This window comes from Microbacterium sp. NPDC058342, assembly GCF_042723935.1.
Taxonomy (GTDB): Bacteria; Actinomycetota; Actinomycetes; order Actinomycetales; family Microbacteriaceae; genus Microbacterium.
Window position 1 is genome coordinate 585,294 of sequence record NZ_JBHXID010000002.1, and the last position, 24,986, is coordinate 610,279.

The 24,986-nt window shown below is 68.6% G+C and carries 34 protein-coding genes; 33 read left to right on the forward strand and 1 reads right to left on the reverse strand.

The genetic code is table 11. The features are described from left to right. Window positions 1-145 precede the first annotated feature (145 nt). Entirely contained in the window at window positions 146-1,354 is a 1,209-nt protein-coding gene (locus tag ACFWHT_RS12680) for an ROK family protein (protein ID WP_378829057.1), read from the reverse strand. Between the two features lie 140 nt (window positions 1,355-1,494). Here ACFWHT_RS12680 and ACFWHT_RS12685 point away from each other — a divergent pair, with 140 nt between their 5' ends. The 33 genes from ACFWHT_RS12685 (at window position 1,495) to rplO (ending at window position 24,891) form a co-directional block, all read left to right on the forward strand. Further along, window positions 1,495-2,754: a chitosanase gene (locus tag ACFWHT_RS12685; RefSeq protein WP_378829060.1), complete on the forward strand. Its 1,260-nt coding sequence runs from the start codon at window positions 1,495-1,497 to the stop codon at window positions 2,752-2,754. Between the two features lie 64 nt (window positions 2,755-2,818). Then, complete coding sequence (locus tag ACFWHT_RS12690; RefSeq protein WP_378829062.1) at window positions 2,819-2,974, forward strand: hypothetical protein; 156 nt, start codon at window positions 2,819-2,821, stop codon at window positions 2,972-2,974. Between the two features lie 96 nt (window positions 2,975-3,070). After that, window positions 3,071-4,105: an ABC transporter gene (locus ACFWHT_RS12695; protein WP_378829064.1), complete on the forward strand. Its 1,035-nt coding sequence runs from the start codon at window positions 3,071-3,073 to the stop codon at window positions 4,103-4,105. A 4-nt stretch (window positions 4,106-4,109) separates the two neighbouring features. Next, the gene (locus tag ACFWHT_RS12700; RefSeq protein ID WP_378829065.1) at window positions 4,110-4,601 is read left to right on the forward strand and encodes a hypothetical protein; all 492 of its coding nucleotides are present in this window, start codon (window positions 4,110-4,112) and stop codon (window positions 4,599-4,601) included. A gap of 49 nt (window positions 4,602-4,650) precedes the next feature. Further along, on the forward strand, window positions 4,651-5,298 hold the full coding sequence (locus ACFWHT_RS12705; RefSeq protein ID WP_378829067.1) for a spermidine/putrescine ABC transporter substrate-binding protein: 648 nt from the start codon (window positions 4,651-4,653) through the stop codon (window positions 5,296-5,298). A gap of 114 nt (window positions 5,299-5,412) precedes the next feature. Further along, on the forward strand, window positions 5,413-5,889 hold the full coding sequence (locus tag ACFWHT_RS12710) for a DUF2975 domain-containing protein (protein WP_378829069.1): 477 nt from the start codon (window positions 5,413-5,415) through the stop codon (window positions 5,887-5,889). Further along, window positions 5,889-6,104, forward strand: a complete 216-nt coding sequence (locus tag ACFWHT_RS12715; protein ID WP_378829072.1) for a helix-turn-helix domain-containing protein — start codon at window positions 5,889-5,891, stop codon at window positions 6,102-6,104. Before ACFWHT_RS12710 ends, ACFWHT_RS12715 begins: the two co-directional genes overlap by 1 nt. Further along, a complete protein-coding gene (locus ACFWHT_RS12720; protein WP_378829074.1) occupies window positions 6,101-9,898 on the forward strand; it encodes an SCO7613 C-terminal domain-containing membrane protein in 3,798 nt (1,265 codons plus the stop codon). Before ACFWHT_RS12715 ends, ACFWHT_RS12720 begins: the two co-directional genes overlap by 4 nt. Before the next feature lie 217 nt (window positions 9,899-10,115). After that, on the forward strand, window positions 10,116-10,484 hold the full coding sequence (gene rpsL / locus ACFWHT_RS12725; protein ID WP_029145644.1) for a 30S ribosomal protein S12: 369 nt from the start codon (window positions 10,116-10,118) through the stop codon (window positions 10,482-10,484). A 5-nt stretch (window positions 10,485-10,489) separates the two neighbouring features. Further along, window positions 10,490-10,960, forward strand: a complete 471-nt coding sequence (gene rpsG / locus ACFWHT_RS12730; protein ID WP_017201608.1) for a 30S ribosomal protein S7 — start codon at window positions 10,490-10,492, stop codon at window positions 10,958-10,960. A gap of 77 nt (window positions 10,961-11,037) precedes the next feature. Further along, complete coding sequence (fusA, locus tag ACFWHT_RS12735; RefSeq protein WP_378829077.1) at window positions 11,038-13,152, forward strand: elongation factor G; 2,115 nt, start codon at window positions 11,038-11,040, stop codon at window positions 13,150-13,152. Window positions 13,153-13,309: 157 nt separating this feature from the next. Then, a complete protein-coding gene (gene tuf / locus ACFWHT_RS12740) occupies window positions 13,310-14,503 on the forward strand; it encodes an elongation factor Tu (RefSeq protein ID WP_378829079.1) in 1,194 nt (397 codons plus the stop codon). A 140-nt stretch (window positions 14,504-14,643) separates the two neighbouring features. After that, window positions 14,644-14,856, forward strand: a complete 213-nt coding sequence (locus ACFWHT_RS12745) for a hypothetical protein (protein ID WP_378829081.1) — start codon at window positions 14,644-14,646, stop codon at window positions 14,854-14,856. A gap of 457 nt (window positions 14,857-15,313) precedes the next feature. After that, complete coding sequence (gene rpsJ / locus ACFWHT_RS12750) at window positions 15,314-15,622, forward strand: 30S ribosomal protein S10 (RefSeq protein WP_193596815.1); 309 nt, start codon at window positions 15,314-15,316, stop codon at window positions 15,620-15,622. Window positions 15,623-15,632: 10 nt separating this feature from the next. Further along, the gene (gene rplC, locus ACFWHT_RS12755; protein ID WP_378829083.1) at window positions 15,633-16,292 is read left to right on the forward strand and encodes a 50S ribosomal protein L3; all 660 of its coding nucleotides are present in this window, start codon (window positions 15,633-15,635) and stop codon (window positions 16,290-16,292) included. 2 nt (window positions 16,293-16,294) lie between these two features. Next, window positions 16,295-16,957: a 50S ribosomal protein L4 gene (gene rplD, locus ACFWHT_RS12760; protein ID WP_378829085.1), complete on the forward strand. Its 663-nt coding sequence runs from the start codon at window positions 16,295-16,297 to the stop codon at window positions 16,955-16,957. Next, on the forward strand, window positions 16,954-17,274 hold the full coding sequence (gene rplW / locus ACFWHT_RS12765; protein ID WP_378829087.1) for a 50S ribosomal protein L23: 321 nt from the start codon (window positions 16,954-16,956) through the stop codon (window positions 17,272-17,274). The genes rplD and rplW overlap by 4 nt, the downstream gene beginning before the upstream one ends. A gap of 20 nt (window positions 17,275-17,294) precedes the next feature. Beyond that, complete coding sequence (gene rplB / locus ACFWHT_RS12770; protein WP_204974447.1) at window positions 17,295-18,134, forward strand: 50S ribosomal protein L2; 840 nt, start codon at window positions 17,295-17,297, stop codon at window positions 18,132-18,134. Window positions 18,135-18,146: 12 nt separating this feature from the next. After that, window positions 18,147-18,428 (forward strand): 30S ribosomal protein S19, encoded by a 282-nt coding sequence (gene rpsS / locus ACFWHT_RS12775; RefSeq protein WP_197220002.1) that lies wholly within the window; start codon window positions 18,147-18,149, stop codon window positions 18,426-18,428. Window positions 18,429-18,466: 38 nt separating this feature from the next. After that, window positions 18,467-18,865 (forward strand): 50S ribosomal protein L22, encoded by a 399-nt coding sequence (gene rplV / locus ACFWHT_RS12780; protein ID WP_378829090.1) that lies wholly within the window; start codon window positions 18,467-18,469, stop codon window positions 18,863-18,865. Beyond that, window positions 18,865-19,611, forward strand: a complete 747-nt coding sequence (rpsC, locus tag ACFWHT_RS12785; protein WP_193596808.1) for a 30S ribosomal protein S3 — start codon at window positions 18,865-18,867, stop codon at window positions 19,609-19,611. The genes rplV and rpsC overlap by 1 nt, the downstream gene beginning before the upstream one ends. Next, entirely contained in the window at window positions 19,611-20,030 is a 420-nt protein-coding gene (gene rplP, locus ACFWHT_RS12790; RefSeq protein ID WP_179410064.1) for a 50S ribosomal protein L16, read from the forward strand. The genes rpsC and rplP overlap by 1 nt, the downstream gene beginning before the upstream one ends. Then, the gene (rpmC, locus tag ACFWHT_RS12795) at window positions 20,030-20,344 is read left to right on the forward strand and encodes a 50S ribosomal protein L29 (protein ID WP_204974446.1); all 315 of its coding nucleotides are present in this window, start codon (window positions 20,030-20,032) and stop codon (window positions 20,342-20,344) included. The genes rplP and rpmC overlap by 1 nt, the downstream gene beginning before the upstream one ends. Continuing rightward, window positions 20,344-20,658, forward strand: a complete 315-nt coding sequence (rpsQ, locus tag ACFWHT_RS12800) for a 30S ribosomal protein S17 (RefSeq protein WP_378829094.1) — start codon at window positions 20,344-20,346, stop codon at window positions 20,656-20,658. Before rpmC ends, rpsQ begins: the two co-directional genes overlap by 1 nt. After that, complete coding sequence (rplN, locus tag ACFWHT_RS12805; protein WP_053097479.1) at window positions 20,655-21,023, forward strand: 50S ribosomal protein L14; 369 nt, start codon at window positions 20,655-20,657, stop codon at window positions 21,021-21,023. The genes rpsQ and rplN overlap by 4 nt, the downstream gene beginning before the upstream one ends. Window positions 21,024-21,025: 2 nt before the next feature. Next, window positions 21,026-21,385: a 50S ribosomal protein L24 gene (rplX, locus tag ACFWHT_RS12810; protein ID WP_286301176.1), complete on the forward strand. Its 360-nt coding sequence runs from the start codon at window positions 21,026-21,028 to the stop codon at window positions 21,383-21,385. Continuing rightward, window positions 21,385-21,975, forward strand: a complete 591-nt coding sequence (gene rplE / locus ACFWHT_RS12815; protein WP_378829097.1) for a 50S ribosomal protein L5 — start codon at window positions 21,385-21,387, stop codon at window positions 21,973-21,975. Before rplX ends, rplE begins: the two co-directional genes overlap by 1 nt. A 133-nt stretch (window positions 21,976-22,108) precedes the next feature. Further along, window positions 22,109-22,507, forward strand: a complete 399-nt coding sequence (gene rpsH, locus ACFWHT_RS12820; protein ID WP_378829099.1) for a 30S ribosomal protein S8 — start codon at window positions 22,109-22,111, stop codon at window positions 22,505-22,507. 6 nt (window positions 22,508-22,513) lie between these two features. Then, a complete protein-coding gene (rplF, locus tag ACFWHT_RS12825) occupies window positions 22,514-23,050 on the forward strand; it encodes a 50S ribosomal protein L6 (protein WP_378829102.1) in 537 nt (178 codons plus the stop codon). A gap of 2 nt (window positions 23,051-23,052) precedes the next feature. After that, window positions 23,053-23,412: a 50S ribosomal protein L18 gene (gene rplR / locus ACFWHT_RS12830; RefSeq protein ID WP_378829104.1), complete on the forward strand. Its 360-nt coding sequence runs from the start codon at window positions 23,053-23,055 to the stop codon at window positions 23,410-23,412. After that, window positions 23,409-24,104, forward strand: a complete 696-nt coding sequence (gene rpsE / locus ACFWHT_RS12835; RefSeq protein ID WP_378829106.1) for a 30S ribosomal protein S5 — start codon at window positions 23,409-23,411, stop codon at window positions 24,102-24,104. The genes rplR and rpsE overlap by 4 nt, the downstream gene beginning before the upstream one ends. Next, window positions 24,104-24,289: a 50S ribosomal protein L30 gene (gene rpmD / locus ACFWHT_RS12840; protein WP_193596799.1), complete on the forward strand. Its 186-nt coding sequence runs from the start codon at window positions 24,104-24,106 to the stop codon at window positions 24,287-24,289. The genes rpsE and rpmD overlap by 1 nt, the downstream gene beginning before the upstream one ends. Beyond that, window positions 24,289-24,891 (forward strand): 50S ribosomal protein L15, encoded by a 603-nt coding sequence (gene rplO, locus ACFWHT_RS12845; RefSeq protein ID WP_378829108.1) that lies wholly within the window; start codon window positions 24,289-24,291, stop codon window positions 24,889-24,891. Before rpmD ends, rplO begins: the two co-directional genes overlap by 1 nt. Window positions 24,892-24,986: the final 95 nt, after the last annotated feature.

Here is a 24,986-nt window from a genome sequence, read left to right on the forward strand (position 1 = left end):
CAGGTCGCAGTCTGCCCCGGTATGCGCGAGCCAGAGCGAGACGAACTGCGACCTGGATGCCGGAAGGCTCGCTTTTCCAGGACGAATCGCGACCTGGGCACCGAAAGCTGCCCCGTCTGGGCCAGACGGCCGGCGCGAAGCCGCCTCAGTCGCCCGTCGCCGCGCGCGGCTGACCGCCGCTGATCGTGCGCAGCAGCTCCTCCTGCACGCTCGTGACGGCCAGGCGCACCGCACCGTCGAGCACCGGATTGCCCGGCAGCTCGGAGAGCAGCACCGGGGGGCGCGCGACGACTCCGGCGTGCAGGTGGTGCTCGACGAGACCGCGCAGGCGCTCGCCCCCCGCGAGCGCGATGTCTCCGGCGAGCACGAAGAGATCGGGGTCGACGACCGCCACCACCGCCGACAGACCGAGCGCGAGACGGCGGGCGACCTCGTCGAGCGCGGTCGCGCCTCCGGCTGCGTCGGAAGCGGCCGCGGCCGCCATCGCCTCCACCGGTGCTGCGGCGTCGAAGCCGTGGTTCGCGAGCACTTCGCCGAGCGCGGGTGCCCCGGCCAGCGCCTGCAGGCCGCTCGCCTCGTGCTCGTCCACCTCCGGTGCGACCGGAGCGCCCGGAACCGGCAGGTCGGCGATCTCGCCGGCGCCGCCCGTGCGTCCGCGAAGCATCCGTCCGCCGAGCATCAGGCCCATGCCGATGCCGTCCGAGACCCACAGCACCGCGAAACTGTCGTTGCCCACCGCCGCCCCGTGAGCGTGCTCGGCGATCGCGACCAGGTTCACGTCGTTCTCGATGTCGAAGGGCACGCCGAGATGCTCCCGCAGCGTCGGCGTCAGTGCTGCGTCCTGCCATCCGGGCAGGTGGGCGGCGAAGCGCAGTCGCTCGGTCGTCGGGTCGATCGCACCCTGGATGCCGATCACCACGCGCCGCAGGTCTTCGGGTGCGACCGAGGTCCCGTCGCATGCGCCGCGCAGGGCCGCGAGCAGCTGCGCCCCGGGGTCGGGGACGCCGTGCTCGGGCGTCAGAAGCTCGAACTCGCCGATCCGCGCACCCGTGAGGTCGACGACGACCGCGGCTATCCGCTCCGGCGTGACGTCGACCGCCGCGGCGTGAGCCACCGTGCCGTCCACGCGGAAGAGCTCGGCGGCTCGACCGATCGCGCCGTCGCGATTGCCGTCGCTCCTGACCAGCCCGCTCTCCTGCAGCTGCGTGAGCAGGTGGGATGCCGTGGGCTTGGAGACGGCGAGCTGAGCGGCGATCTCGGGGCGGCTCAGCGGGCCCTGGCTCAGAAGCAGGCGGAAGGCGCCGCGAGCATTGATGGCACGGACGACGCTGGTTCCGGTCGGGCGAGTGGGCACGGCTTCCTTCGGGTCGAGTGATTGCACGAATGCTATCGGCTGCCCGGGGACGAACCCGTTGCGCTCGCCATCGCCGTCGGGTATAACTCATCGTAAAGAATGTTTCCAAACTACGTCATGTGAGAGAAACCGGAGGAATCATGCGTCGACGTCGACCCCTGATCGCCCTGCTGACCGCGGCGGTCGTCATCCCCCTCTCGGGGCTGGTGGTGAGCGCAGCGCACGCGGCGGTCACCAGCACGCTTCGGGATCCCGTCAAGCGCGAGATCGCGCAGCAGATCATCACCTCGGCCGAGAACTCGAACCTGGACTGGTACAACCGCTACGGCTACATCGAGGACATCGATGACGGTCGCGGCTACACCGGCGGCATCATCGGCTTCACCTCGGGCACGAGCGACATGCTCGAGCTCGTCGAGCGCTACACGGACGACTACCCGAACAACGGCCTCGCCGGCTATCTGCCTGCCCTCAGAGCCGTCGACGGAACCGATTCGCATGCCGGCCTCGGGAGCGCCTACGAGGTCGCCTGGGTGGCAGAGGCGAACAAGCCCGAGTTCCAGCGCGCACAGCGGGATCTGGCCAACGAATGGTACTTCGAGCCCTCCGTCAGCCTCGCGATCGGGGACGGGCTGGGCGCGCTCGGGCAGTTCGCATACTACGACGCGGCCGTCGTGCACGGCTTCTCAGGGCTGGAGAGCATCCGCTCCGCTGCTCGGTCCTCGGCGTCCACGCCCGCCCAGGGCGGCGACGAGAGCGCCTACCTCGACGAGTTCCTCGACGAGCGCGTCGTGGAGATGAAGAAGGAGGCGGCTCACGAGGATGTGACCCGCATCGAGACGGCACAGCGCCTCTGGCTCCAGGCCGGCAACCTCGACCTGCACACGCCGCTGAACTGGTCGGTCTACGGTGACGCGTTCTCCATCCCGTCCGACCCGACGCCCCACTGGCCGGCGAGCGAGATCGACGGCGGCACGGGCGCGCCCACCGAGCAGCCCGGGGGTGCCACGCTGATCTCGGCGAACAGGCCCGTGACGACGTCGTCGATCGAGGCCGCGGGGCTCGAGGGCGCGAAGGCGGTCGACGGCAGTACGACGACGTGCTGGGCGAGCGAGGAGGGTGTGGACCCGCAGTGGATCCGCGTGGACCTGGGTGCCGGCGCGTCCGTGTCGAAGGTGGTGCTGACCTGGGAGGCGGCGTACGCGAGGAAGTACCGGGTGGAGATGTCCGCCGACGGCTCGTCGTGGTCGACGCTGGCGACGGAGGACGCCGGCGACGGCGGCACCTATGCGTTCACGGACCTGAACGGCACCGGTCGGTACCTGCGCATCTACGGCACCGCCCGGGGAACCTCGTACGGGTACTCGCTGTTCGAGATCGAGGTGTACGGCACGGTGTGATCGGAACGGCGCCGTCCCGGCGTGTGAGGTGCAGGGACGGCGCCCCCGGTCGTACGGTGTGGTCATGAGGGCGCGCGTGGGCGGGCGGAACCTGGCGATCAGCTGGATCGCCGGCGTGCTCTGCGCCGGTGTGGTCGGCGGACTGGTCTGGCTGTCGCTGCCCGCGGGCCCGAGCCTGCTCGCCATCGTCGGGATGATGCTCGGGGGCTCCCGGGGCTAGCCGGCGAGTGAACCACCGACACGTCGGCACGCCTCCGTCGCGCGCTTCGGCGCGGGCGTTACCCTCACTGTGCACCCATCCATGAGAGGCGAAGCCATGAGCGACCCCGAGGTTCCCCAGAACGAGCAGCCGAAGGACATCGACGACGTCGTCGGCAGTGCCAACGAGGGACTCGACGCCGCCGCCGCGGCTCGTGCCGATGTCCCGGCCGAAGGCGCCGCGCCCGTCGACCCCGATGCGGAGGCGTTCGCCGCCGCCGAGCGCGACTTCCCGGGCACCTTCGGCACGCCCGCCGAGAAGCAGGACGTGCAGACGACCGATGCCGTGGAGCCCGGGGACGACAGTGCCGCCGTGCAGGAGGTCTTCGAACGGCCCGAGCCCGTCGCCCCGGTCGTCGAGCCCGAGGAGTCCGTCGCGTCCGCCCGTGCAGACGTGACCGAGACGACGGACAGCGCTCACGCGGACTCCGTCGCCGACACGGCGTACGCCGCCGGAGCCGCCTCCGCGGCGGCCGCTGCCGAGACGCAGGTCATGCCCGCCGAACCCGTGGCCCCGCCGGCGGCGCCGCAGCCGATCTTCGTGCAGGCGCCGGAGCCCCCGCGCGAACTGGGCAACCGCGGCGCGGCCGGTGCCATCGGACTCGTCGCCACGCTCGCCTTCGCGATCCTGTATCTGGGAGCGATCCTGGGGCTGGGTGCTCTGGGAGGCGACGTCGACGGCGGAAACATCGGCAGTGCCGCCCTCGCGCCCCTGACGACCTGGTCGTTCTGGGTGCCCGTCGTGGTCTTCTTCCTCTCGTTCTGGCTGCTGGGCGCCTTCATCAACCGCGCCCGCTGGGGCAAGTGGGTGATCTTCGGGCTGCTGGTGGCCGTCGCCACCTACGGCGGGCACGTGCTCGGTCAGCTGTTCCAGGCGCCCTTCTGGCGGATCACCGCCACCGAATCCGCTGAACTCGTCAACGAGCAGCTGCTCGCCCCGCTCGCCATCGCCGCCTTCATCTTCGCCCGGGAGCTGACCATCTGGTTCGGCGCCTGGGTCTCGCGCAGCGGCGCACGCAAGAAGGTGCTCAACGCCGAGGCGCAGGCCGAGTACGAACGCACGCTCGAGGCCGGCCCCGCCGCACTCCGCTGACACCATGAGTACGACCGGAGACCCCCGCGGCAGTGCGCCGACGGGGGTCTCCGCCGTTCTGGCGCTCGTGATCGGCGTCGTCGGCTTCGCCGCGCTGAGCATCCTGGGCCTCGGGATGCTCACCTTCTTCACCGACTCGGACATCCTGACGGTCCCCGGGGTGGACTGGTGGCCCGGCATCGTCGGCATGGTCGTGGCGGTCGGCGCGTTCGCCTGGATGCTGTGGCCTGCCCTCGCGCAGGATCGCGCGCCGTTCACGGCTGTGATCCCGGTGGCTCTCGTCGCCGCCGTCGTGCACCTCGTCGCCGTCGGGCTGGGCGCGCTGCTGAGCGGAGGGGGCGCGACCGCGGCACTGTCGGCGGCGTCGCAGCTCGTCACCCACGGCTCGAGCCCGGTGGTGCTGCTCGCCGCCCTCGTCGCGTCGTGGGCGGCGATCGCACTGCGCCGCACCGGATCGCGCGCGCCTCGCTGGCCATGGGAGGACGACTCCGAGTGACACGCCCGGATGCCGCGCCGAAAGACGCGCCCGGCCGTACCCTGTAATCGTGGAGAGGTCTCTGGAATCCCAGGTGGGCCAGGCTGTGGATGCCTGGCTGCGCTGGGTGCCGCGGTGGGCGCCTGCCACGCACAAGGGGAGGGTCGCTCCGTGCCGTCGCTGCCTGGGCTCGCCGATCCTGTCGGCCGCGGGCATCGGGGGCAATGTGCCGCACGGCGTGCAGCACGGCCTCTCCACCCGGATCAAGGCGATCGTCGACCACGCGGTCGCCGATTACACCGCGCGCAACCTGCCCATGCTGCAGGCCGAGCTCGACCAGCAGGCGGACCGCAACAGGTCACGCGGCTACCGTCCGACCGAGGGCCTCGATCCCGAGTACGAGGGGATGCCTCTCGACCCCGATCCGGTGCCCGGCGCTCCGTTCCTCTTCACGGTGGCCGGGCTCGCGGACGATGCCGCGGCCGAGCTTCCCCCGCTTCCCCCGCTGACCGACGAGGCGAAGGCGGCACTGCGCCAGGAGGTCGCCCTCGCCGACGACTACGCGAACATGGTCGGACGCGAGATCTGCGGTCTGCTGCTGCGTCATCGACTCAGCGTGCAGGCCGCGATCTCCCGGTACGTCGAACCGCAGATCGAGGCGATGCTCGCGGAACTGAGCCAGGCTCTCGACTCGCCTTTCGACCCCGACAACTCGTAGCACTCAGCGCGAGAGTGCGCGCGTGCCTGGGAAAGACCTGCGCCGGCTTGAGCCGTGCGCATCCCATGGCTATCGTTTTTCGATAGATACATGTCGTCTTTCGATAGGAGCACCATGCAGCCCGTCGCCACCCTGGTCCTCAGGGGCTTGATCGTCGTCCTGATCGCACTCCTGATCTTCGTGCAGGTGCTCCTGATCCCCGCGGTCGCCGCCGAGACCGCCGCGCGCAACCCCGATCTCGGGTATCTGGAGGTGCCGGGCATCGTCGGCGCCGTGCTCTTCCTCCTGCTCGTCGAAGTCGTCCTGGTGTGCGTGTTCGTGCTGCTCTCGCTCGTGCGCACGGATCGGATCTTCAGCCCCCGCGCCTTCCGGTACGTCGACGTCATCATCGGCACCATGCTCGCCTCGGCCGTGCTGCTGATCGCGTCGTTCATCGTGCTGAGCCTCGGCCGCGCCGTCAGCCCGGGCATCCTCGTGCTCGCCGTGTTCGGCATCGTCGTCAGCTTCTCGCTCGCCCTGCTCGTCGGGGTGATGCGCGGGCTGCTGCGCAAGGCGCTGCAGCTCGAGCAGGATCTGTCCGAGGTCGTCTGATGGCCATCGTGATCGACATCGATGTCATGCTCGCCAGACGCAAGATGAGTGTTCAGGAGTTCGCCGACGCGATCGGCATCACCCCCGCGAACGTCGCCGTGCTCAAGAACGGGCGCGCGAAGGCGGTGCGCTTCACCACGCTCGACGCCATCTGCCGGGTGCTGGAATGCCAGCCCGGCGACATCCTGCGGTACGCGCCGGGGGAGCGGTCGTGAGCGCGGGCTGGGCCGACACCGCGCTTGCGCGACTGGCGGATGCGCGCACCTGCCCGGTATGCGAGTCCGCTGCGCTGGCCGGCGGATGCTGCGCGCGCTGCGGCGCCGATCTGCGAGGCGAGCACGGCGCGGCGCTGTGGAGCGCCTCGCTGGCGGCCGCGGACGCCCTGCGCGCACGTCATCGCGTGCTCTCGCGCGTTCCCCGCACGGCGGCGGCACCGCAGCGCCCCTCCGCCGTGGTCGCCGCGGCACCGGGACCTACGGGTCGGCCACACGCCGCGTCCGTCGCGGTGAGCACGCCGGGCCCGGCGAACGCATCGGCAGGCGCCAGCCTGCAGTCCGTCCTCGCGACGGCGGGAGCGGGTCTCTTCGCGGTCGCCGCGATCGTCTTCACCTTCTTCAACCCCGAGTTGGCCGATCGTGCCGCCCGCAGCACGATCATCGCGCTCGTCACCGTGGCCTTCCTCGGCGGGGCGTTGTTGCTGGCGAGGCGGCGGCTGCAGTCCTCGGCCGAGGCCGTGGGCGGGCTGGGCCTCGTGTTCGTCGGCCTCGACGTGCAGGCCGTCGCCGGCTCCTTCGGAGACGATGCGGCGTCGTGGTCTTCCGCGGCGCTCGCCATGGCGGTGGCGGGCGGCCTGCTGCTGCTCGCAGGGCTGCGGTTCCGCATCCGGATCTGGCTGTGGGCCGCGCTGCCGACGCTGGCGGCGGTGCCGGCGGCTCTGGGGTTCGCTGTGCAGAGCGCCCTGCCCGCCGCCCTGCTGCTCGCGGCCGCCGGGGCGACCGCGACCGGACTCCTGACGCTGCTCCCGCGGTTCGTGGACGCCTTCCCCCGGCGCGAGCAGCCGCACGAGCCGGCCACCGCGCCGGATGCCGCCCCGACCCGTGGCGTGCTCGTCCCGGAAGTCGTCGTGCTCACCGCGGTGCAGCTCATCGCGGTCGTCTTCGCGATCGCCCGCATCCTCTTCGCGCACTCCGAGCCGATGGCGATCGCGGCGGTCCTGGCTGCGCTGGCCGTGCACGCGGTGCTCGCCTCGCCGCACGCGATGCCGCGCGTCTGGGCGTTCGGCGCCGGCGTCCTTGCGGTCGGCGCCGGGGCGTTCGCCGCCTCGGGCGCGCTGAGCGGTGCCGCCGGCGTCATGTGGGGCATCGCCGTCGTGCCGGCGGGTGCCGTGCTCGCCCTCGTGGTCGGCGCGCTCGTGCCGCTTCCGCGGCGCACGCCGCGTGTTCCGCTGTCCGTCGGTGCGGGCCTCGCTGCCGGCATCACGAGCGCACCCGCGGTGATCTCGGGGATGCTGGTCGCCGGCGCACTGGTCCGCGACGCCGGAGCACGCACGCCGCTCGGCGGCGGATTCGCCCCCGGCGGCCCCGCGCTCGGCGGCGAGACCTGGCCGATGATCATCGCCCTGGCCGTCATCGCCGCGGGCTTCGCGATGTTCGCCCTGTGCGCACGAGCGAGACCCGCCATCCTTCCGCTGCGCGGACAGGCACGCGTCGTCACCGCGCTCTATGCGACCGCGGCGGTGCTGTGCCTCGCGAGCGCGCAGGTGCTGCCGCGTCCGGTCGCCATCGGCGTGCTGCTGCTCGCCGTGGCCGGCTGCGCCGCGGTGCTCGTCAGCGAGAGGGCGCGTCGCGGCGGCGGCGCCGCCGTTCGGGGCGTCCTCACCGTGAGTGCGCATCTCGCCCTGATCGTGGCCGTCCTGATCGCCTGGCAGGACCTGGAGCTCGTGCCGGTGGCGGGAGCGGCGACCATCGCCGTCCTGGCGGTCGTCGCGCGCACCGTGAGGCGCGGATCCCGATTCCTGCACGTGGGCGCCGGCTTCGGATACGCGCTCGTCGTGTTCGCGGTCGGTCTCTCCCTGACCGGCGTCGGCGGCGTCGCCCTGCTGTGCCTCACGGCATCCGCCGGACTGCTCGTCGCCATCGTCGCCACCTTCCTGCCCGTCGTCGGCGCCCGCGCCTGGCAGACCATACTGGTGGTCGCGACCGTGCCGTTCGCCACCGGGATCGTGCAGGTGGTGTTCGAGCGCAGCGGCTGGACGGCGCTGTCCACCGGACTGATGTTCGTCCTCGCGGTGTCGCTGCTGCTCACCAGGCGGGCCGGGCTCACCGTCGTGGTGCGCACGCTCGCCGCGGCCACGCTCGTCCCGTCGCTCGCCGTCGTGGTGCTCTGCCTCGGTGCGCAGCTGCTGGTGCAGAGCGGATCACCCGTCGTGCTGCCGGTCGTCGCGCTCCTGGTCGCGCTGGCGCTTCCCTCGGGTGGCCTCATCCGTGACCTGCTCGTCGGCCGCGGTCGGATGGCGTCGACCGCCGACGCGGCGCGCTTCGCGATCGAGGCATCCGCTCTGGTCACCGCAGCCATCGCCGTTCTCCTCGCGCTCACACGCGAGGCGGCGGGGCTGGGAACCGCGTGTCTCGTGTTCGTCATCGTGGGCGTCGGTGCCGCGCTGACCTCCCTGCTGGCCGGACGCCGGTACGGCTGGTGGGTGGCCGCGGTGTCGTTCACCGGCGCGCTCTGGTCCCTGTGGGCGCTCAACGGCGTCGAGCTCGCCGAGGCGTATCTCCTGCCGCCGGCCGTCGGCGCCGCCGCGGTCGCCGTGCTGCTGACCCTGCGGGGGCGGCCCGCGACCGCTCTGTTCGCCGCCGGCCTGGCCGGCGCGGTGGTGCCGGTGCTCGTGCTGCTCATCGCGGGCGCGGCGGACGCCGTGCCGTGGCGCGCCCACGCGCTGCTCGCGTCCGCCTGGCTGCTGCTCGCGGCGGCGGCGCTCGCCGGACGCGCGCGACGGCTGCGATCGCTGCGAGAGGCGACCATCGTCGCGGCGTCGACGGCAGCGCTCGCCGGCACAGTCCAGGCCGTGCGCTGGGGGACCGGGCTGGACGCCTCGCCGGTCTCGGGCGGCGCCGCCGGAGTGCTCCTGCTCTGCGTCGCGTTCAGCGCGATCGCCGCGTTCGCACTCGTCGTGGCCGCGCGGATGCTGCGGTCCACCGCTGCACGGCAGCTGCGGCGACCCCGGAACGGGGTCGGGTCGGCGGACGGCACGGCCTCGCCCGGGACGGCGGAGGTCATCGACCGCTTCGCCCTGACGCGCGGGGTGGGCGTTCCCGCGGCCCTGGCGCTCGCCGTCGGGGTGTGGCCGGCGATCGAACGGGACTGGTTCGTGATCTGGGGCATGTGGACGCTGATGCTGTGCTGGCTCGCCGTCATGCTCCACGCCGCCCGGCGCGGCGGGTCGGCACTGCCGCCGGTGTGGGTGCTGTTCGGCATCGCCTTCGTGACCGCGGTCGTCGCCTGGAGCCCGCGCGAGCTGCGCGTGGAGATGTTCTCGCTCCCGCTCGGACTGTTCCTCCTCGCCGCCGGAGTGCGCGGCATGGCGGCGTCACGAGCCGACGACGGTGGGATGCCGGTCCGCCAGGGCCCCGGGTCGTGGCCGCAGGTCGGCGGCGGGTCGTGGCTGCTGCTGGCTCCCGGACTGATCGTGATGACGTCGGCATCCGTCGTGTCGACCTTCACCGATCCGCTCACCTGGCGGGCGATACTGGTGATGGCCCTGGCGCTCGCCGCGATCCTCGTCGGCGCGGCCCGGCGGCTGGCCGCCCCGTTCGTCATCGGACTGGTGGTCCTGCCGATCGAGAACGTCTTCGTCTTCTCAGTGCAGCTCGGCCGCGGCATCGAGTCCATGCCGTGGTGGATCACGCTCGCCACGATGGGGGCGGTGCTGCTGATCATCGCGGTCGCCGGGGAGCGCAGGCAGGACGGGGGCGGAGGCGTGATCGCCCGCGTGCGCGATCTGCGGTGAGCGGCGTGGCGCCTTGCGGCATTTGACCGTCACGGTTACGCAGGATTACACTTGATCGAGTGTGCGCACACCCGTGCGCGCGTGCAGGGCGCCGGCACCGCCGGTTCGCCCCCACGGCATACCCATCACACCAAAGGCAGAGCGGTTCCGCTGTGCCGGTGGGTCATGATGTGAAACCCCATCACGCTGTCACCGTGCAGCACCAAGAGGAGAGAACGTGCCAACTATTCAGCAGTTGGTTCGCAAGGGTCGTACGCCCAAGGTCTCGAAGACCAAGGCGCCCGCTCTGAAGTCGAACCCGCAGCAGGCCGGCGTGTGCACCCGCGTGTACACCACCACCCCGAAGAAGCCGAACTCGGCGATGCGCAAGGTCGCCCGCGTGAAGCTCCGCAACGGCACCGAGGTCACCGCCTACATCCCCGGTGAGGGCCACAACCTGCAGGAGCACTCGCTCGTGCTCGTCCGCGGTGGTCGTGTGAAGGACCTTCCCGGTGTCCGCTACAAGATCGTGCGCGGTGCGCTCGACACGCAGGCCGTCAAGAACCGTAAGCAGGCTCGTTCCCGCTACGGCGCGAAGAAGGGTTGAGATAGATGCCTCGTAAGGGACCCGCTCCCAAGCGCCCCGTCGTCAACGACCCGGTCTACGGCGCCCCGATCGTCACCTCGCTGGTGAACAAGATCCTCGTGGACGGCAAGAAGTCGCTCGCGGAGTCGATCGTCTACGGCGCCCTCCGCGGCGTCGAGGCGAAGAACGGCCAGGACGCCGTCGCCACGCTCAAGAAGGCGCTCGACAACGTGCGCCCCACCCTCGAGGTCCGCAGCCGCCGCGTCGGCGGCTCGACCTACCAGGTGCCCGTCGAGGTCAAGCCGCACCGCGCGAACACGCTCGCGCTGCGCTGGCTGGTCAGCTACGCGAAGGGCCGTCGTGAGAAGACGATGACCGAGCGCCTGCAGAACGAGATCCTCGACGCGTCGAACGGCCTGGGAGCCGCGGTCAAGCGCCGCGAGGACACCCACAAGATGGCCGAGTCGAACCGCGCCTTCGCCCACTACCGCTGGTAAGGGGCTGAGCGGATGCCGTGACCGCGGCATCCGCTCCCACTCTCTGTTCGTTCCTGAACCATCCCGGAGGAACCCCCGTGGCACAAGAAGTGCTCACCGACCTGAGCAAGGTCCGCAACATCGGCATCATGGCGCACATCGATGCCGGCAAGACCACCACCACCGAGCGCATCCTGTTCTACACGGGTGTCAACCACAAGCTCGGCGAGACCCACGACGGCGCTTCGACGACCGACTGGATGGAGCAGGAGAAGGAGCGCGGCATCACGATCACGTCCGCCGCCGTGACCTGCTTCTGGAACAAGAACCAGATCAACATCATCGACACCCCCGGTCACGTGGACTTCACGGTCGAGGTGGAGCGCTCGCTCCGTGTGCTCGACGGTGCCGTCGCCGTCTTCGACGGCAAGGAGGGCGTCGAGCCCCAGTCCGAGACCGTGTGGCGTCAGGCCGACAAGTACGGCGTGCCCCGCATCTGCTTCGTCAACAAGATGGACAAGCTGGGCGCCGACTTCTACTACACCGTCGACACGATCGTGAACCGCCTCGGCGCGAAGCCGCTGGTCATCCAGCTGCCGATCGGTGCCGAGAACGACTTCCTCGGCGTCATCGACCTCGTCGAGATGCGCGCGCTGGTCTGGCCCGGCGATGCCAAGGGTGACGTGACCATGGGCGCCTCGTACGAGGTGCAGGAGATCCCGGCCGACCTCAAGGAGAAGGCCGAGGAGTACCGCCAGCAGCTGCTGGAGACCGTCGCCGAGACCGACGACGCGCTCCTGGAGAAGTTCTTCGGCGGCGAGGAGCTCACGGTCGCCGAGATCAAGGGCGCCATCCGCAAGCTGGTCGTCGCCAACGAGATCTACCCGGTGCTCTGCGGCTCGGCGTTCAAGAACCGCGGCGTGCAGCCGATGCTCGACGCGGTCGTCGATTACCTTCCGAACCCGCTCGACGTGGGCGCCATCGAGGCGCACGACCCGAAGGACGAGGAGAAGGTCATCGAGCGTCACCCCGACGCCAACGACCCGTTCTCGGCCCTTGCGTTCAAGGTCGCCGTGCACCCGTTCTTCGGTCGCCTCACCTACGTACGCGTGTACTCGGGTCACCTCGACTCCGGCTCCGCCGTCGTCAACTCGACCAAGGGCAAGAAGGAGCGCATCGGGAAGATCTTCCAGATGCACGCCAACAAGGAGAACCCGGTCGACTCGCTCACCGCGGGCAACATCTACGCCGTCATCGGCCTGAAGGACACCACCACCGGTGACACCCTCGCCGACCCGGCCGCCCCGGTGGTCCTCGAGTCGATGACGTTCCCCGAGCCCGTGATCGAGGTCGCGATCGAGCCGAAGACGAAGGCCGACCAGGAGAAGCTGGGTCTGGCGATCCAGAAGCTCGCCGAAGAGGACCCGACCTTCCGCACCGAGCTGAACCCCGAGACCGGTCAGACGACCATCAAGGGCATGGGCGAGCTGCACCTCGACATCCTCGTGGACCGCATGAAGCGCGAGTTCCGCGTCGAGGCGAACGTCGGCAAGCCCCAGGTGGCCTACCGCGAGACGATCCGCAAGACCGTCGAGAAGCACGATTACACCCATAAGAAGCAGACGGGTGGATCGGGCCAGTTCGCGAAGATCCAGTTCAACATCGAGCCCCTCGAGCTCGACGGCGACAAGACCTACGAGTTCGTCAACGCGGTCACCGGCGGTCGCATCCCGCGCGAGTACATCGGCTCGATCGATGCCGGCTTCCAGGACGCGATGAACGTCGGCGTGCTGGCCGGGTACCCGATGGTGGGCGTCAAGGCGACGATCGTCGACGGTGCCGCTCACGACGTCGACTCCTCGGAGATGGCGTTCAAGATCGCAGGCTCCATGGGCTTCAAGGAGGCCGCACGGCGCGCCAACCCGGTGCTGCTCGAGCCGCTCATGGCGGTCGAGGTGCGTACCCCCGAGGAGTACATGGGCGATGTCATCGGCGACCTGAACTCGCGTCGCGGCCAGATCCAGTCCATGGAGGACGCCCAGGGCGTCAAGGTCGTGCGCGCGTCGGTGCCGCTGTCGGAGATGTTCGGCTACATCGGCGACCTGCGCTCGAAGACCTCGGGCCGTGCCGTCTACGCGATGGAGTTCGACAGCTACGCGGAGGTCCCGCGGGCCGTCGCGGACGAGATCATCCAGAAGACCAAGGGCGAGTAAGCCCTTCGTCCGGGATGCCGGGGCATCGTCCCCGGCATCCCGGACACCCCACAACTTCACATTCACTCTCCACTAAACTGAGAAACCGAAATCCGTAGGGAGCCGGTCACAATCCAGTGCCCGGCGATCCCTACACGAACGTCCTGAGGAGGACCCAGTGGCCAAGGCCAAGTTCGAGCGGACCAAGCCGCACGTCAACATCGGAACGATCGGTCACGTCGACCACGGCAAGACCACCCTGTCTGCCGCGATCTCGAAGGTGCTCGCCGACAAGTACCCGTCGGACACCAACGTCCAGCGTGACTTCGCCTCGATCGACTCGGCTCCCGAGGAGCGTCAGCGCGGTATCACCATCAACATCTCGCACATCGAGTACGAGACCCCGAAGCGTCACTACGCGCACGTCGACGCCCCCGGCCACGCCGACTACGTCAAGAACATGATCACCGGTGCCGCCCAGATGGACGGCGCGATCCTGGTCGTCGCCGCCACCGACGGCCCGATGGCTCAGACCCGTGAGCACGTCCTGCTCGCCAAGCAGGTCGGCGTTCCCTACCTGCTCGTCGCGCTGAACAAGTCCGACGCGGTCGACGACGAGGAGATCCTGGAGCTCGTCGAGCTCGAGGTGCGCGAGCTGCTCTCGTCGCAGGGCTTCGACGGCGACAACGCTCCCGTCGTCAAGGTCTCGGCGCTGAAGGCGCTCGAGGGCGAGCAGAAGTGGGTCGACTCGATCCTCGAGCTCATGCAGGCCGTGGACGACAGCGTTCCGGACCCCGAGCGTGACCGTGACAAGCCGTTCCTCATGCCGATCGAGGACGTCTTCACCATCACCGGCCGTGGAACGGTCGTCACGGGTCGCGCCGAGCGCGGCACGCTGGCCATCAACTCCGAGGTCGAGATCGTCGGAATCCGCCCGACCCAGAAGACCACGGTCACCGGTATCGAGATGTTCCACAAGCAGCTCGACGAGGCATGGGCCGGCGAGAACTGCGGTCTGCTGCTCCGCGGCACCAAGCGCGAGGACGTCGAGCGCGGCCAGGTCGTCGTGAAGCCGGGCTCGATCACCCCGCACACGGAGTTCGAGGGCACCGCGTACATCCTGTCCAAGGACGAGGGTGGCCGCCACAACCCCTTCTACACGAACTACCGCCCGCAGTTCTACTTCCGCACCACGGACGTCACCGGCGTCATCACGCTGCCCGAGGGCACCGAGATGGTCATGCCCGGCGACACCACCGACATGAAGGTGGACCTCATCCAGCCCATCGCCATGGAAGAGGGCCTCGGCTTCGCGATCCGTGAGGGTGGCCGCACCGTCGGCGCCGGCACGGTGACCAAGGTCGTCGCGTAAGCATCTGCTGCACAGCAAGAGGGGTCGGACCTGCGGGTCCGGCCCCTCTTGTGTTTCGCGGGACTGTTGCATCCGGTCGGGATCGCGTAGAAAGGGACATGCCGCAGATGACGGCGTGAACCGACAGGGGGAGGAAACCCATGGGCATCGAGGACCTGGTCAACAAGGGCAAGGATCTCTACGAGGAGAACAAGGACAAGATCGCCGAGGCGGTCAAGAGCGAGCAGGCCGAGGACGTGAGCGACAAGGTCCTCGACGGGGTGGCGGACTTCGCGAAGAAGATCGCGCCAGGGGCTGCGGACAAGATCGACGAGATCCGCGACAGCGCCGACAAGGCCGTCGGCAACGAGTAGCCTCTCCGCACAGACGACGGCGGCTCCTCCGGGCGGAGGGGCCGTCGTCGCGTGTTCGGGGGCAGGGGGCGGACCGCGCAGGCGCTCCGGACGCTCCCCGGACGGGCGCGACACGCCCGGGTTTGCAGTAGTCGAATCCGGCATGGCAGAATAGACAGGTTCCACATTCCTGTGCTCTGCGCGGGATCACTGTCGCGACAGTGCATAGGCGGCGCCCTCATTGAGCAGGCGCAGGGTTCTAGGCCGCGGGCAGCAGAACTTGTACTGAGCGAGGGCGAAGCCCGAGACGACGTGCATCTCCCACCTGAACGACACCGGGCATCCGTGCTGCTGTCGGCGGGGTGAAAAGAGAACAGTGGTGCGCAAGCGCCGAGGCGTGAACAGCGCCGACGTGCGTCCAATGCCCCAGGGTCACCCGGCCCCGGACGGTAAGACGCTTATAGAGAGAGAGCAGACAATGGCGGGACAGAAGATCCGCATTCGCCTGAAGTCGTATGATCACGAGGTCATCGACACGTCGGCGCGCAAGATCGTCGACACCGTGACCCGTGCGGGCGCGACTGTCGTCGGCCCGGTGCCGCTTCCGACGGAGAAGAACGTGATCGCCGTGATCCGTTCGCCCCACAAGTACAAGGACAGCCGCGAGCACTTCGAGATGCGCACCCACAAGCGCCTGATCGACATCGTCGACCCGACGCCCAAGGCCGTCGACTCGCTGATGCGCCTCGACCTCCCGGCCGATGTCAACATCGAGATCAAGCTGTAAGGAGTCTGGCATGGTCGACATCAACTCCAAGGTCTCCAAGGGCATGCTCGGCACCAAGCTCGGCATGACCCAGGTGTGGAACGAGAACGGCAAGCTCGTTCCCGTCACCGTCATCGAGCTGGCACCCAACGTGGTCACTCAGGTCCGCACCCCCGAGAAGGACGGCTACAACGCGGTTCAGATCGCCTACGGGCAGATCGATCCCCGCAAGGTCAACAAGCCGCTGACCGCTCACTTCGAGGCCGCCGGCGTCACGCCGCGCCGCCATGTCACCGAGATCCGCACCGCGGACGCCGCTGACTACGCGCTGGGCCAGGAGCTCACGGTCGACGGCACCTTCGAGGCGGGCCAGCTGGTCGACGTCGTCGGCACCAGCAAGGGCAAGGGCACCGCGGGTGTCATGAAGCGCCACAACTTCAAGGGCGTCTCGGCATCGCACGGTGCGCACCGCAACCACCGCAAGCCCGGTTCGATCGGCGCATCGTCGACCCCGAGCCGCGTCTTCAAGGGCATGCGCATGGCCGGCCGTATGGGCGGCGAGCGCGTGACCGTCCTCAACCTCACGGTGCACGCCATCGACGTCGAGAAGGGACTGCTGCTCGTCAAGGGCGCCGTCCCCGGCGCGCGTGGCCGCATCGTCTTCGTCCGCAACGCAGTGAAGGGTGCCTGAACATGGCTGACTCCACCCTCGCGCTCGACGTCGTCTCGGTCGATGGCAAGAAGGCAGGCTCCATCGAGCTGCCCGCCGCGATCTTCGACGTCAAGACCAACGTCCCGCTGATCCACCAGGTCGTCGTCGCGCAGCTCGCCGCGGCACGTCAGGGCACCCACTCGACCAAGCGTCGCGGTGAGGTCTCCGGTGCCGGCCGCAAGCCCTTCAAGCAGAAGGGCACCGGTAACGCCCGTCAGGGTTCGATCCGCGCGCCGCACATGACCGGCGGTGGAATCGTGCACGGTCCGAAGCCGCGCGACTACTCGCAGCGCACCCCCAAGAAGATGATCGCCGCCGCCCTGCTGGGCGCACTCAGCGACCGCTTCCGCGGTGAGCGCATCCACGCCGTCGAGGCGTTCGTCGCCGACAGCACTCCTTCGACCAAGACCGCTGCGAGCCTGCTCGCCGCCGTCGCCGGCCCGAAGAACGTGCTCGTCGTCATCGAGCGCAGCGACGAGCTGACCGTGAAGAGCGTCCGGAACCTTCCGAACGTGCACGTGCTCAGCTTCGACCAGCTGAACGCCTACGACGTGGTCGTCTCCGACGACATCGTCTTCACCAAGGCCGCCCTCGAGGGCTTCATCGCCTCGAAGACCGGCGCAACCGAGGAGGTCTCGGCATGACTGAGCAGAACGTCCTCGCAACGGCCCTGAACAAGGACCCGCGCGACATCATCCTGGGCCCGGTCGTCTCCGAGAAGAGCTACGGCCTGATCGACGAGGGCAAGTACACCTTCCTCGTCGACACCCGTGCCTCGAAGACCGAGATCAAGCTCGCCATCGAGAAGATCTTCGGCGTCAAGGTGGCCTCGGTCAACACGATCAACCGCGTCGGCAAGGCCCGTCGCACCCGCTTCGGCACCGGCAAGCGCAAGGACACCAAGCGCGCCATCGTCTCGCTGAAGTCGGGTTCCATCGACATCTTCACGGCAGTCGGCTGACCGGGGGATAAGGACAGATAATGGCTATTCGCAAGTACAAGCCCACGACCCCGGGTCGCCGCGGTTCGTCGGTGGCCGACTTCGCCGAGATCACCCGATCGACGCCGGAGAAGTCGCTGCTGCGCCCGCTCTCGAAGACCGGTGGTCGCAACAACCAGGGCCGCATCACGACCCGTCACATCGGTGGTGGACACAAGCGCCAGTACCGCGTCATCGACTTCCGTCGCAATGACAAGGACGGCATCAACGCCAAGGTCGCCCACATCGAGTACGACCCCAACCGCACCGCTCGCATCGCGCTGCTGCACTACTTCGACGGCGAGAAGCGCTACATCCTCGCGCCGAACAAGCTGAAGCAGGGCGATGTCATCGAGTCGGGTGCTGGCGCTGACATCAAGCCGGGCAACAACCTGCCGCTGAAGAACATCCCCACCGGTACCGTGATCCACGCGATCGAGCTGCGTCCCGGCGGCGGAGCGAAGATGGCACGTTCGGCCGGCGCCTCGGTGCGCCTGGTCGCGAAGGACGGCCCCTACGCTCAGCTGCGTCTGCCCTCGGGCGAGATCCGCAACGTCGACGCGCGCTGCCGTGCGACGATCGGCGAGGTCGGCAACGCCGAGCAGTCGAACATCAACTGGGGCAAGGCCGGCCGCAAGCGCTGGAAGGGCGTCCGCCCGACCGTCCGCGGTGTCGCCATGAACCCGGTCGACCACCCGCACGGTGGTGGTGAGGGCAAGACGTCCGGTGGTCGTCACCCCGTCTCCCCGTGGGGCCAGGCTGAGGGTCGTACCCGTCACGCCAACAAGGAAAGCGACAAGTACATCGTGCGTCGCCGTAACGCCGGCAAGAAGCGCAAGTAGGAGTAGAGGAAGATGCCACGCAGTCTTAAGAAGGGCCCCTTCGTCGACGAGCACCTGCTTCGCAAGGTGGTCGGTCAGAACGAGGCCGGTTCCAAGAACGTCATCAAGACCTGGTCGCGCCGATCGATGATCATCCCCGCGATGCTCGGTCACACGATCGCCGTCCACGACGGTCGCAAGCACATCCCCGTGTTCGTGACCGAGACCATGGTCGGCCACAAGCTGGGCGAGTTCGCGCCCACCCGCACCTTCCGCGGCCACGAGAAGGACGACAAGAAGGGCCGTCGCCGCTGACGCGGTGACGCTCTGGAGAGAAACAGAGGAGGAGAACAATGGTGGATTCCATCGCACGCGTCAAGCACATCCGCGTGACCCCTCAGAAGGCTCGTCGTGTCGTCGCCCTCATCAAGGGCAAGCAGGCGCAGGAAGCACTGGCCATTCTGAAGTTCGCCCCGCAGGGCGCCAGCGAGCCGATCTACAAGCTCGTCGCCGCTGCGATCGCGAACGCACAGGTCAAGGCGGATCGCGACGGCGAGCACCTGGACGAGCAGGACCTGTACGTGAAGAACGCGTACGTCGACGAGGGCACGACGCTCAAGCGCTTCCAGCCCCGCGCCCAGGGCCGCGCGTTCCAGATCAAGAAGCGCACGAGCCACATCACGGTCGTGCTGGCCACCCCCGAGGTCGCTGACGCGGCTGCGGCGGCCACGACGAAGAAGGCGAGCAAGTAATGGGCCAGAAGGTCAACCCGTACGGCTTCCGCCTCGGCATCACCACGGACCACGTGTCTCGCTGGTTCTCGGACTCGACGAAGCCCGGCCAGCGTTACGCCGACTACGTCGCCGAGGACATCAAGATCCGTCGCCTGCTGCAGACGCAGCTCGACCGCGCCGGTGTCTCGGGCATCGAGATCGAGCGCACCCGCGACCGCGTGCGTGTGGACATCCACACCGCACGCCCGGGCATCGTCATCGGCCGCCGCGGCGCCGAGGCGGAGCGCATCCGCGGCGACCTCGAGAAGCTCACCGGCAAGCAGATCCAGCTGAACATCCTCGAGGTGAAGAACCCCGAGGCCGACGCTCAGCTCGTCGCGCAGGGCATCGCTGAGCAGCTCTCTGCTCGCGTGGCGTTCCGTCGCGCGATGCGCAAGGGTCTGCAGGGCGCGCAGCGCGCCGGCGCCAAGGGCATCCGCATCCAGGTCTCCGGCCGCCTCGGCGGCGCGGAGATGAGCCGCTCCGAGTTCTACCGCGAGGGTCGTGTGCCGCTGCACACGCTGCGCGCGAACATCGACTACGGCTTCTACGAGGCCAAGACCACCTTCGGCCGCATCGGCGTGAAGGTCTGGATCTACAAGGGCGACCTCACCAACAAGGAACTCGCCCGCGAGCAGGCCAACATGAAGCCCCAGCGCGAGCGTGGCGACCGTCGTCGTGCCCCGCGCAACGAGGCACCTGTCGCAGAAGGAGCGTCGGCATAATGCTCATCCCCCGCAAGGTCAAGTACCGCAAGCAGCACCACCCGAAGCGTTCGGGCCAGGCGACCGGCGGCACGAAGGTCTCCTTCGGTGAGTTCGGCATCCAGGCACTGACCCCCGCCTACGTGACCAACCGTCAGATCGAGTCCGCTCGTATCGCGATGACCCGTCACATCAAGCGCGGTGGAAAGGTGTGGATCAACATCTACCCCGACCGTCCGCTCACCAAGAAGCCCGCCGAGACCCGCATGGGTTCCGGTAAGGGTTCGCCCGAGTGGTGGGTCGCCAACGTCAAGCCGGGCCGTGTCCTCTTCGAGGTCGCGGGCGTGAACGAGGAGCTCGCACGCGAGGCCCTCACCCGGGCCATTCACAAGCTGCCGCTCAAGGCACGCATCATCAAGCGCGAGGAGGGCGACGCGTAATGGCGATCGGCACCAAGGAGCTCGCACCTGCCGAGCTCGACACGTTCGAAGACCAGCGCCTCGTCGAGGAGCTGCGCAAGGCCAAGGAGGAGCTGTTCAACCTCCGTTTCCAGTCGGCCACCGGCCAGCTGGAGAGCCACGGCCGCATCCGCGCCGTCAAGCGCGACATCGCGCGCCTCTACACCGTGATCCGCGAGCGCGAGCTGGGCATCCGTGCGACGCCCGCTCCGGTCGAGGCTCCGGCCAAGAAGGCGTCCAAGGCGAAGGCGAAGAAGGCCGATGAGGCCGAAGCGCCGAAGGAGGAGGCCGAGTAATGGCTGAGAAGAAGGCAGCTGAGGCTGTGGAGCACGCTGCGCACGACGTGCGCGACGCGGACGCTCGCGGCTACCGCAAGAGCCGTCGTGGCTACGTCGTCAGCGACAAGATGGACAAGACCATCGTCGTCGAGGTCGAGGACCGCGTGAAGCACCCGCTCTACGGCAAGGTCATCCGCGTGACCTCGAAGGTCAAGGCTCACGACGAGAACAACACCGCCGGCATCGGCGACCTCGTTGTCATCAACGAGACCCGGCCGCTGAGCGCCACCAAGCGCTGGCGTCTGGTGGAGATTCTGGAGAAGGCCAAGTGATTCAGCAGGAGTCCCGCCTCAAGGTCGCCGACAACACCGGCGCGAAGGAGCTGCTCACGATCCGCGTCCTCGGTGGTTCGCGCCGCCGTTACGCGGGCCTGGGCGACACCATCGTCGCGACGGTCAAGGACGCGATCCCGGGCGGAAACGTCAAGAAGGGCGATGTGGTCAAGGCCGTCATCGTCCGCACCGTCAAGTCCACGCGCCGTCCCGACGGCTCGTACATCAAGTTCGACGAGAACGCCGCCGTGATCCTGAAGAACGACGGGGAGCCCCGCGGCACCCGCATCTTCGGGCCGGTCGGTCGTGAGCTTCGCGACAAGAAGTTCATGAAGATCGTCTCGCTCGCCCCGGAGGTCATCTGATCATGGCGAACATCAAGAAGGGCGACCTGGTTCAGGTCATCACCGGCCGCAAGCAGGACAAGGGCGGCGACCGCGGCAAGCAGGGCAAGGTCCTCGAGGTCCTCGTCGAGCAGAACCGCGTCGTGGTGGAGGGCGTGAACTACGTCACCAAGCACACCCGCGTCGGCCAGACCCAGCGCGGGACCAAGACCGGTGGCATCGAGACCGTCGAGGCCCCGATCCACATCTCCAACGTCGCCGTCGTCGACCCCTCGACCAAGAAGCCGACCCGTGTCGGTCACCGCGTCGAGGAGCAGGTCAAGGACGGCGTGAAGCGCACGGTCCGCGTGCGCTACGCGAAGAAGTCAGGTAAGGACCTCTGATGGCAGCGACTGACGCCGCGGCGGCTGGCAGGATCCAGCCCCGCCTGAAGGCGAAGTACAACACCGAGATCAAGAAGGCTCTGCAGGAGCAGTTCGGCTACGCCAACGTCATGCAGATCCCCGGCGTGGTCAAGGTCGTCGTCAACACCGGTGTCGGTGAGGCGGCTCGTGACAGCAAGGTGATCGAGGGTGCGGTCGACGACCTCACCAAGATCACCGGTCAGAAGCCGATCGTCACCAAGGCTCGCAAGTCGATCGCGCAGTTCAAGCTGCGCGAGGGTCAGGCCATCGGCGCGCACGTCACCCTCCGCGGTGACCGCGCGTGGGAGTTCCTGGACCGCCTCGTCAACCTCGCCCTGCCCCGCATCCGCGACTTCCGCGGTCTGTCGGCCGAGCAGTTCGACGGCAACGGCAACTACACCTTCGGTCTTCAGGAGCAGAGCGTGTTCCACGAGATCGACCAGGACAAGATCGACCGCGTCCGCGGTTTCGACATCACCGTGGTGACCACGGCCAAGACGGATGACGAGGGACGTGCACTCCTGCGCGCGCTCGGCTTCCCGTTCAAGGCCGCCGACGCCGCAGCGTGACCCTCGGGTGGGCCCGGTGACCTGCTGGTCTCCGGGCCCACCTGGGTTCGCGTACAATTGAAGATTGCGTGCTCATCGCAGGCCGTCTGTCGTGTAACGGCAGCCGGAACCTCATGAACGAAGGAAATCACACATGACAATGACAGACCCGGTCGCAGACATGCTGACCCGTCTGCGCAACGCGAACTCGGCGCACCACGACTCCGTGACCATGCCGTCGAGCAAGCTCAAGACGAACATCGCCGAGATCCTCCAGCAGGAGGGCTACATCTCCGGCTTCGAGGTCACCGACGCCCGCGTCGGCAGCAGCCTCACCCTGTCGCTCAAGTACGGTCCGAACCGTGAGCGCTCCATCGCCGGCATCAAGCGCGTGTCGAAGCCCGGTCTGCGCGTCTACGCGAAGTCGACCGAGCTCCCCAAGGTCCTCGGTGGCCTCGGCGTTGCCATCCTGTCCACCTCCTCCGGTCTTCTCACCGACCGTCAGGCTGAGCAGAAGGGCGTGGGCGGAGAAGTTCTCGCCTACGTGTGGTGATCTGACATGTCGCGTATCGGACGACTTCCCATCGAGATCCCCGCGGGCGTGACCATCTCGGTCGACGGCCGCGAGGTCGCGGTGAAGGGCCCGAAGGGTGAGCTCACCCTGACGGTCGCATCCCCCATCGAGGTCGAGGTCAAGGAGGGCCAGGTTCTGGTCACCCGCCCCGACGACGAGCGTGAGTCGCGGTCGCTTCACGGCCTGACCCGCACCCTCATCAACAACGACATCATCGGCGTGACCCAGGGCTACACCAAGGGCCTCGAGGTCGTCGGCACCGGTTACCGCGTGCAGCAGAAGGGCAGCTCGGTCGAGTTCGCCCTCGGCTTCTCGCACCCGGTCCTGGTCGACCCGCCCGCCGGCATCACCCTGACGGTCGAGGGCACGAACAAGGTCACCGTCAGCGGGATCAGCAAGCAGGCTGTCGGCGAGGCAGCTGCGAACATCCGCAAGATCCGCAAGCCCGAGCCGTACAAGGGCAAGGGCGTGCGCTACGCCGGCGAGGTCGTGCGTCGCAAGGCCGGAAAGGCTGGTAAGTAACCATGGCTGTCAAGTCCAAGTCCGCCGCCCGCGCGCGTCGCCACGCACGTCTTCGCAAGAAGATCGTCGGCACCGACGTCCGGCCGCGTCTGGTCGTCAACCGCTCCGCGCGCCACGTGTTCGTGCAGCTGGTCGACGACGCGAAGGGCCACACTGTGGCCTCCGCCTCCACGCTCGAGACCGACCTGCGCTCCTTCGACGGTGACAAGACCGCCAAGGCCCGCAAGGTCGGCGAGCTCCTCGCCGAGCGCGCCAAGGCCGCCGGTTTTTCCGAGGCGGTGTTCGACCGCGGCGGCAACCGCTACGCCGGTCGTGTCGCAGCCATCGCCGATGGCGCCCGTGAAGGGGGGCTGGCACTGTGAGTGACATCAAGGAGAACAGCGAAGTGACCACCGAGCAGCCTGCTGCCGAGGGCCAGGCCCAGAGCGAGCCGCAGCGCGAGCAGCGCGACGGCCGTCGTGGCGGACGCGACCGCGGCCAGAGCCGCGACCGCAACTCGCGCGACCGTGGCGACAACCAGTTCCTGGAGCGCGTCGTCACCATCAACCGCGTCTCGAAGGTCGTGAAGGGTGGTCGTCGCTTCAGCTTCACCGCTCTCGTGGTGGTCGGTGACGGCAACGGCCTGGTCGGCGTCGGCTACGGCAAGGCCCGTGAGGTGCCCCTGGCGATCTCGAAGGGCGTCGAAGAGGCCAAGCGCAACTTCTTCCGCGTGCCCCGCGTCGGCTCCACCATCCCGCACCCGGTGCAGGGCGAGGCCGCAGCCGGCGTCGTGCTGCTGCGCCCGGCGGCTGCCGGTACCGGTGTCATCGCGGGTGGTCCCGTCCGCGCCGTCCTCGAGTGCGCAGGCATCCACGACGTCCTGTCGAAGTCGCTCGGGTCGTCGAACACGATCAACATCGTGCACGCGACCGTCGAGGCCCTGCAGGGTCTCGAGGAGCCCCGCGCCGTCGCCGCGCGTCGTGGCCTCGACTACGACGCGGTCGTGCCGGAGATCATCATCCGCAACGAGGCGAAGGCAGCTGCTGCCGCCGCCGCGCAGAAGGTAGGTGCCTGATGGCCGAGCGCCTCAAGGTCACGCAGATCAAGTCCAAGGTGAGTGAGAAGCAGAACCAGCGCGACACGCTGCGTTCGCTCGGTCTCAAGCGGATCGGCGACTCGGTCGTCCGTCCGGACGACGCGCAGACGCGCGGCTATGTCCGCACCGTCGCTCACCTCGTCAAGGTTGAGGAGATCGACTAATGGCTGAGAAGAACGAAGCCGTCGAGGCCGAGAAGGCCCCGAAGAAGGCGGCAGCGCCCAAGTCCGCTGCCGCCAAGAAGCCGGCTGCAGCCAAGGCCGCTCCGGCCAAGGCCGCCGCGAAGAAGGCTCCGGCCAAGAAGGATGCCGAGGCTCCGGCCTCGCGTCCGGCCGTGCTGAAGGTGCACCACCTGCGTCCGGTCCCCGGCGCCAACACCGCCAAGACCCGTGTCGGTCGCGGTGAGGGCTCCAAGGGCAAGACCGCCGGTCGCGGCACCAAGGGAACCAAGGCTCGCAACACCGTGCGGGTCGGCTTCGAGGGTGGCCAGATGCCGCTGCACATGCGCACCCCGAAGCTGCGCGGGTTCAAGAACCCGTTCCGCGTCGAGTACCAGGTCGTGAACCTGGCCAAGCTCGCGGAGCTGTACCCGAAGGGCGGTGACGTCACCGTCAGCGACCTGGTCGCCAAGGGTGCCGTCCGCAAGAACGAGAAGGTCAAGGTCCTCGGCGACGGCGACATCTCGGTCAAGCTGTCGGTCTCGGTCGACAAGGTCTCGGGCAGTGCTGAGCAGAAGATCGTCGCCGCCGGCGGTTCGGTCAACTGACACGCAGGTGAGCAACGCAGGGAGGGGTCGGAGATTCTCCGGCCCCTCCTGTGCGTTACCCTGGACTTTCGGCCGTCCTTCGACGTTCGGCAATC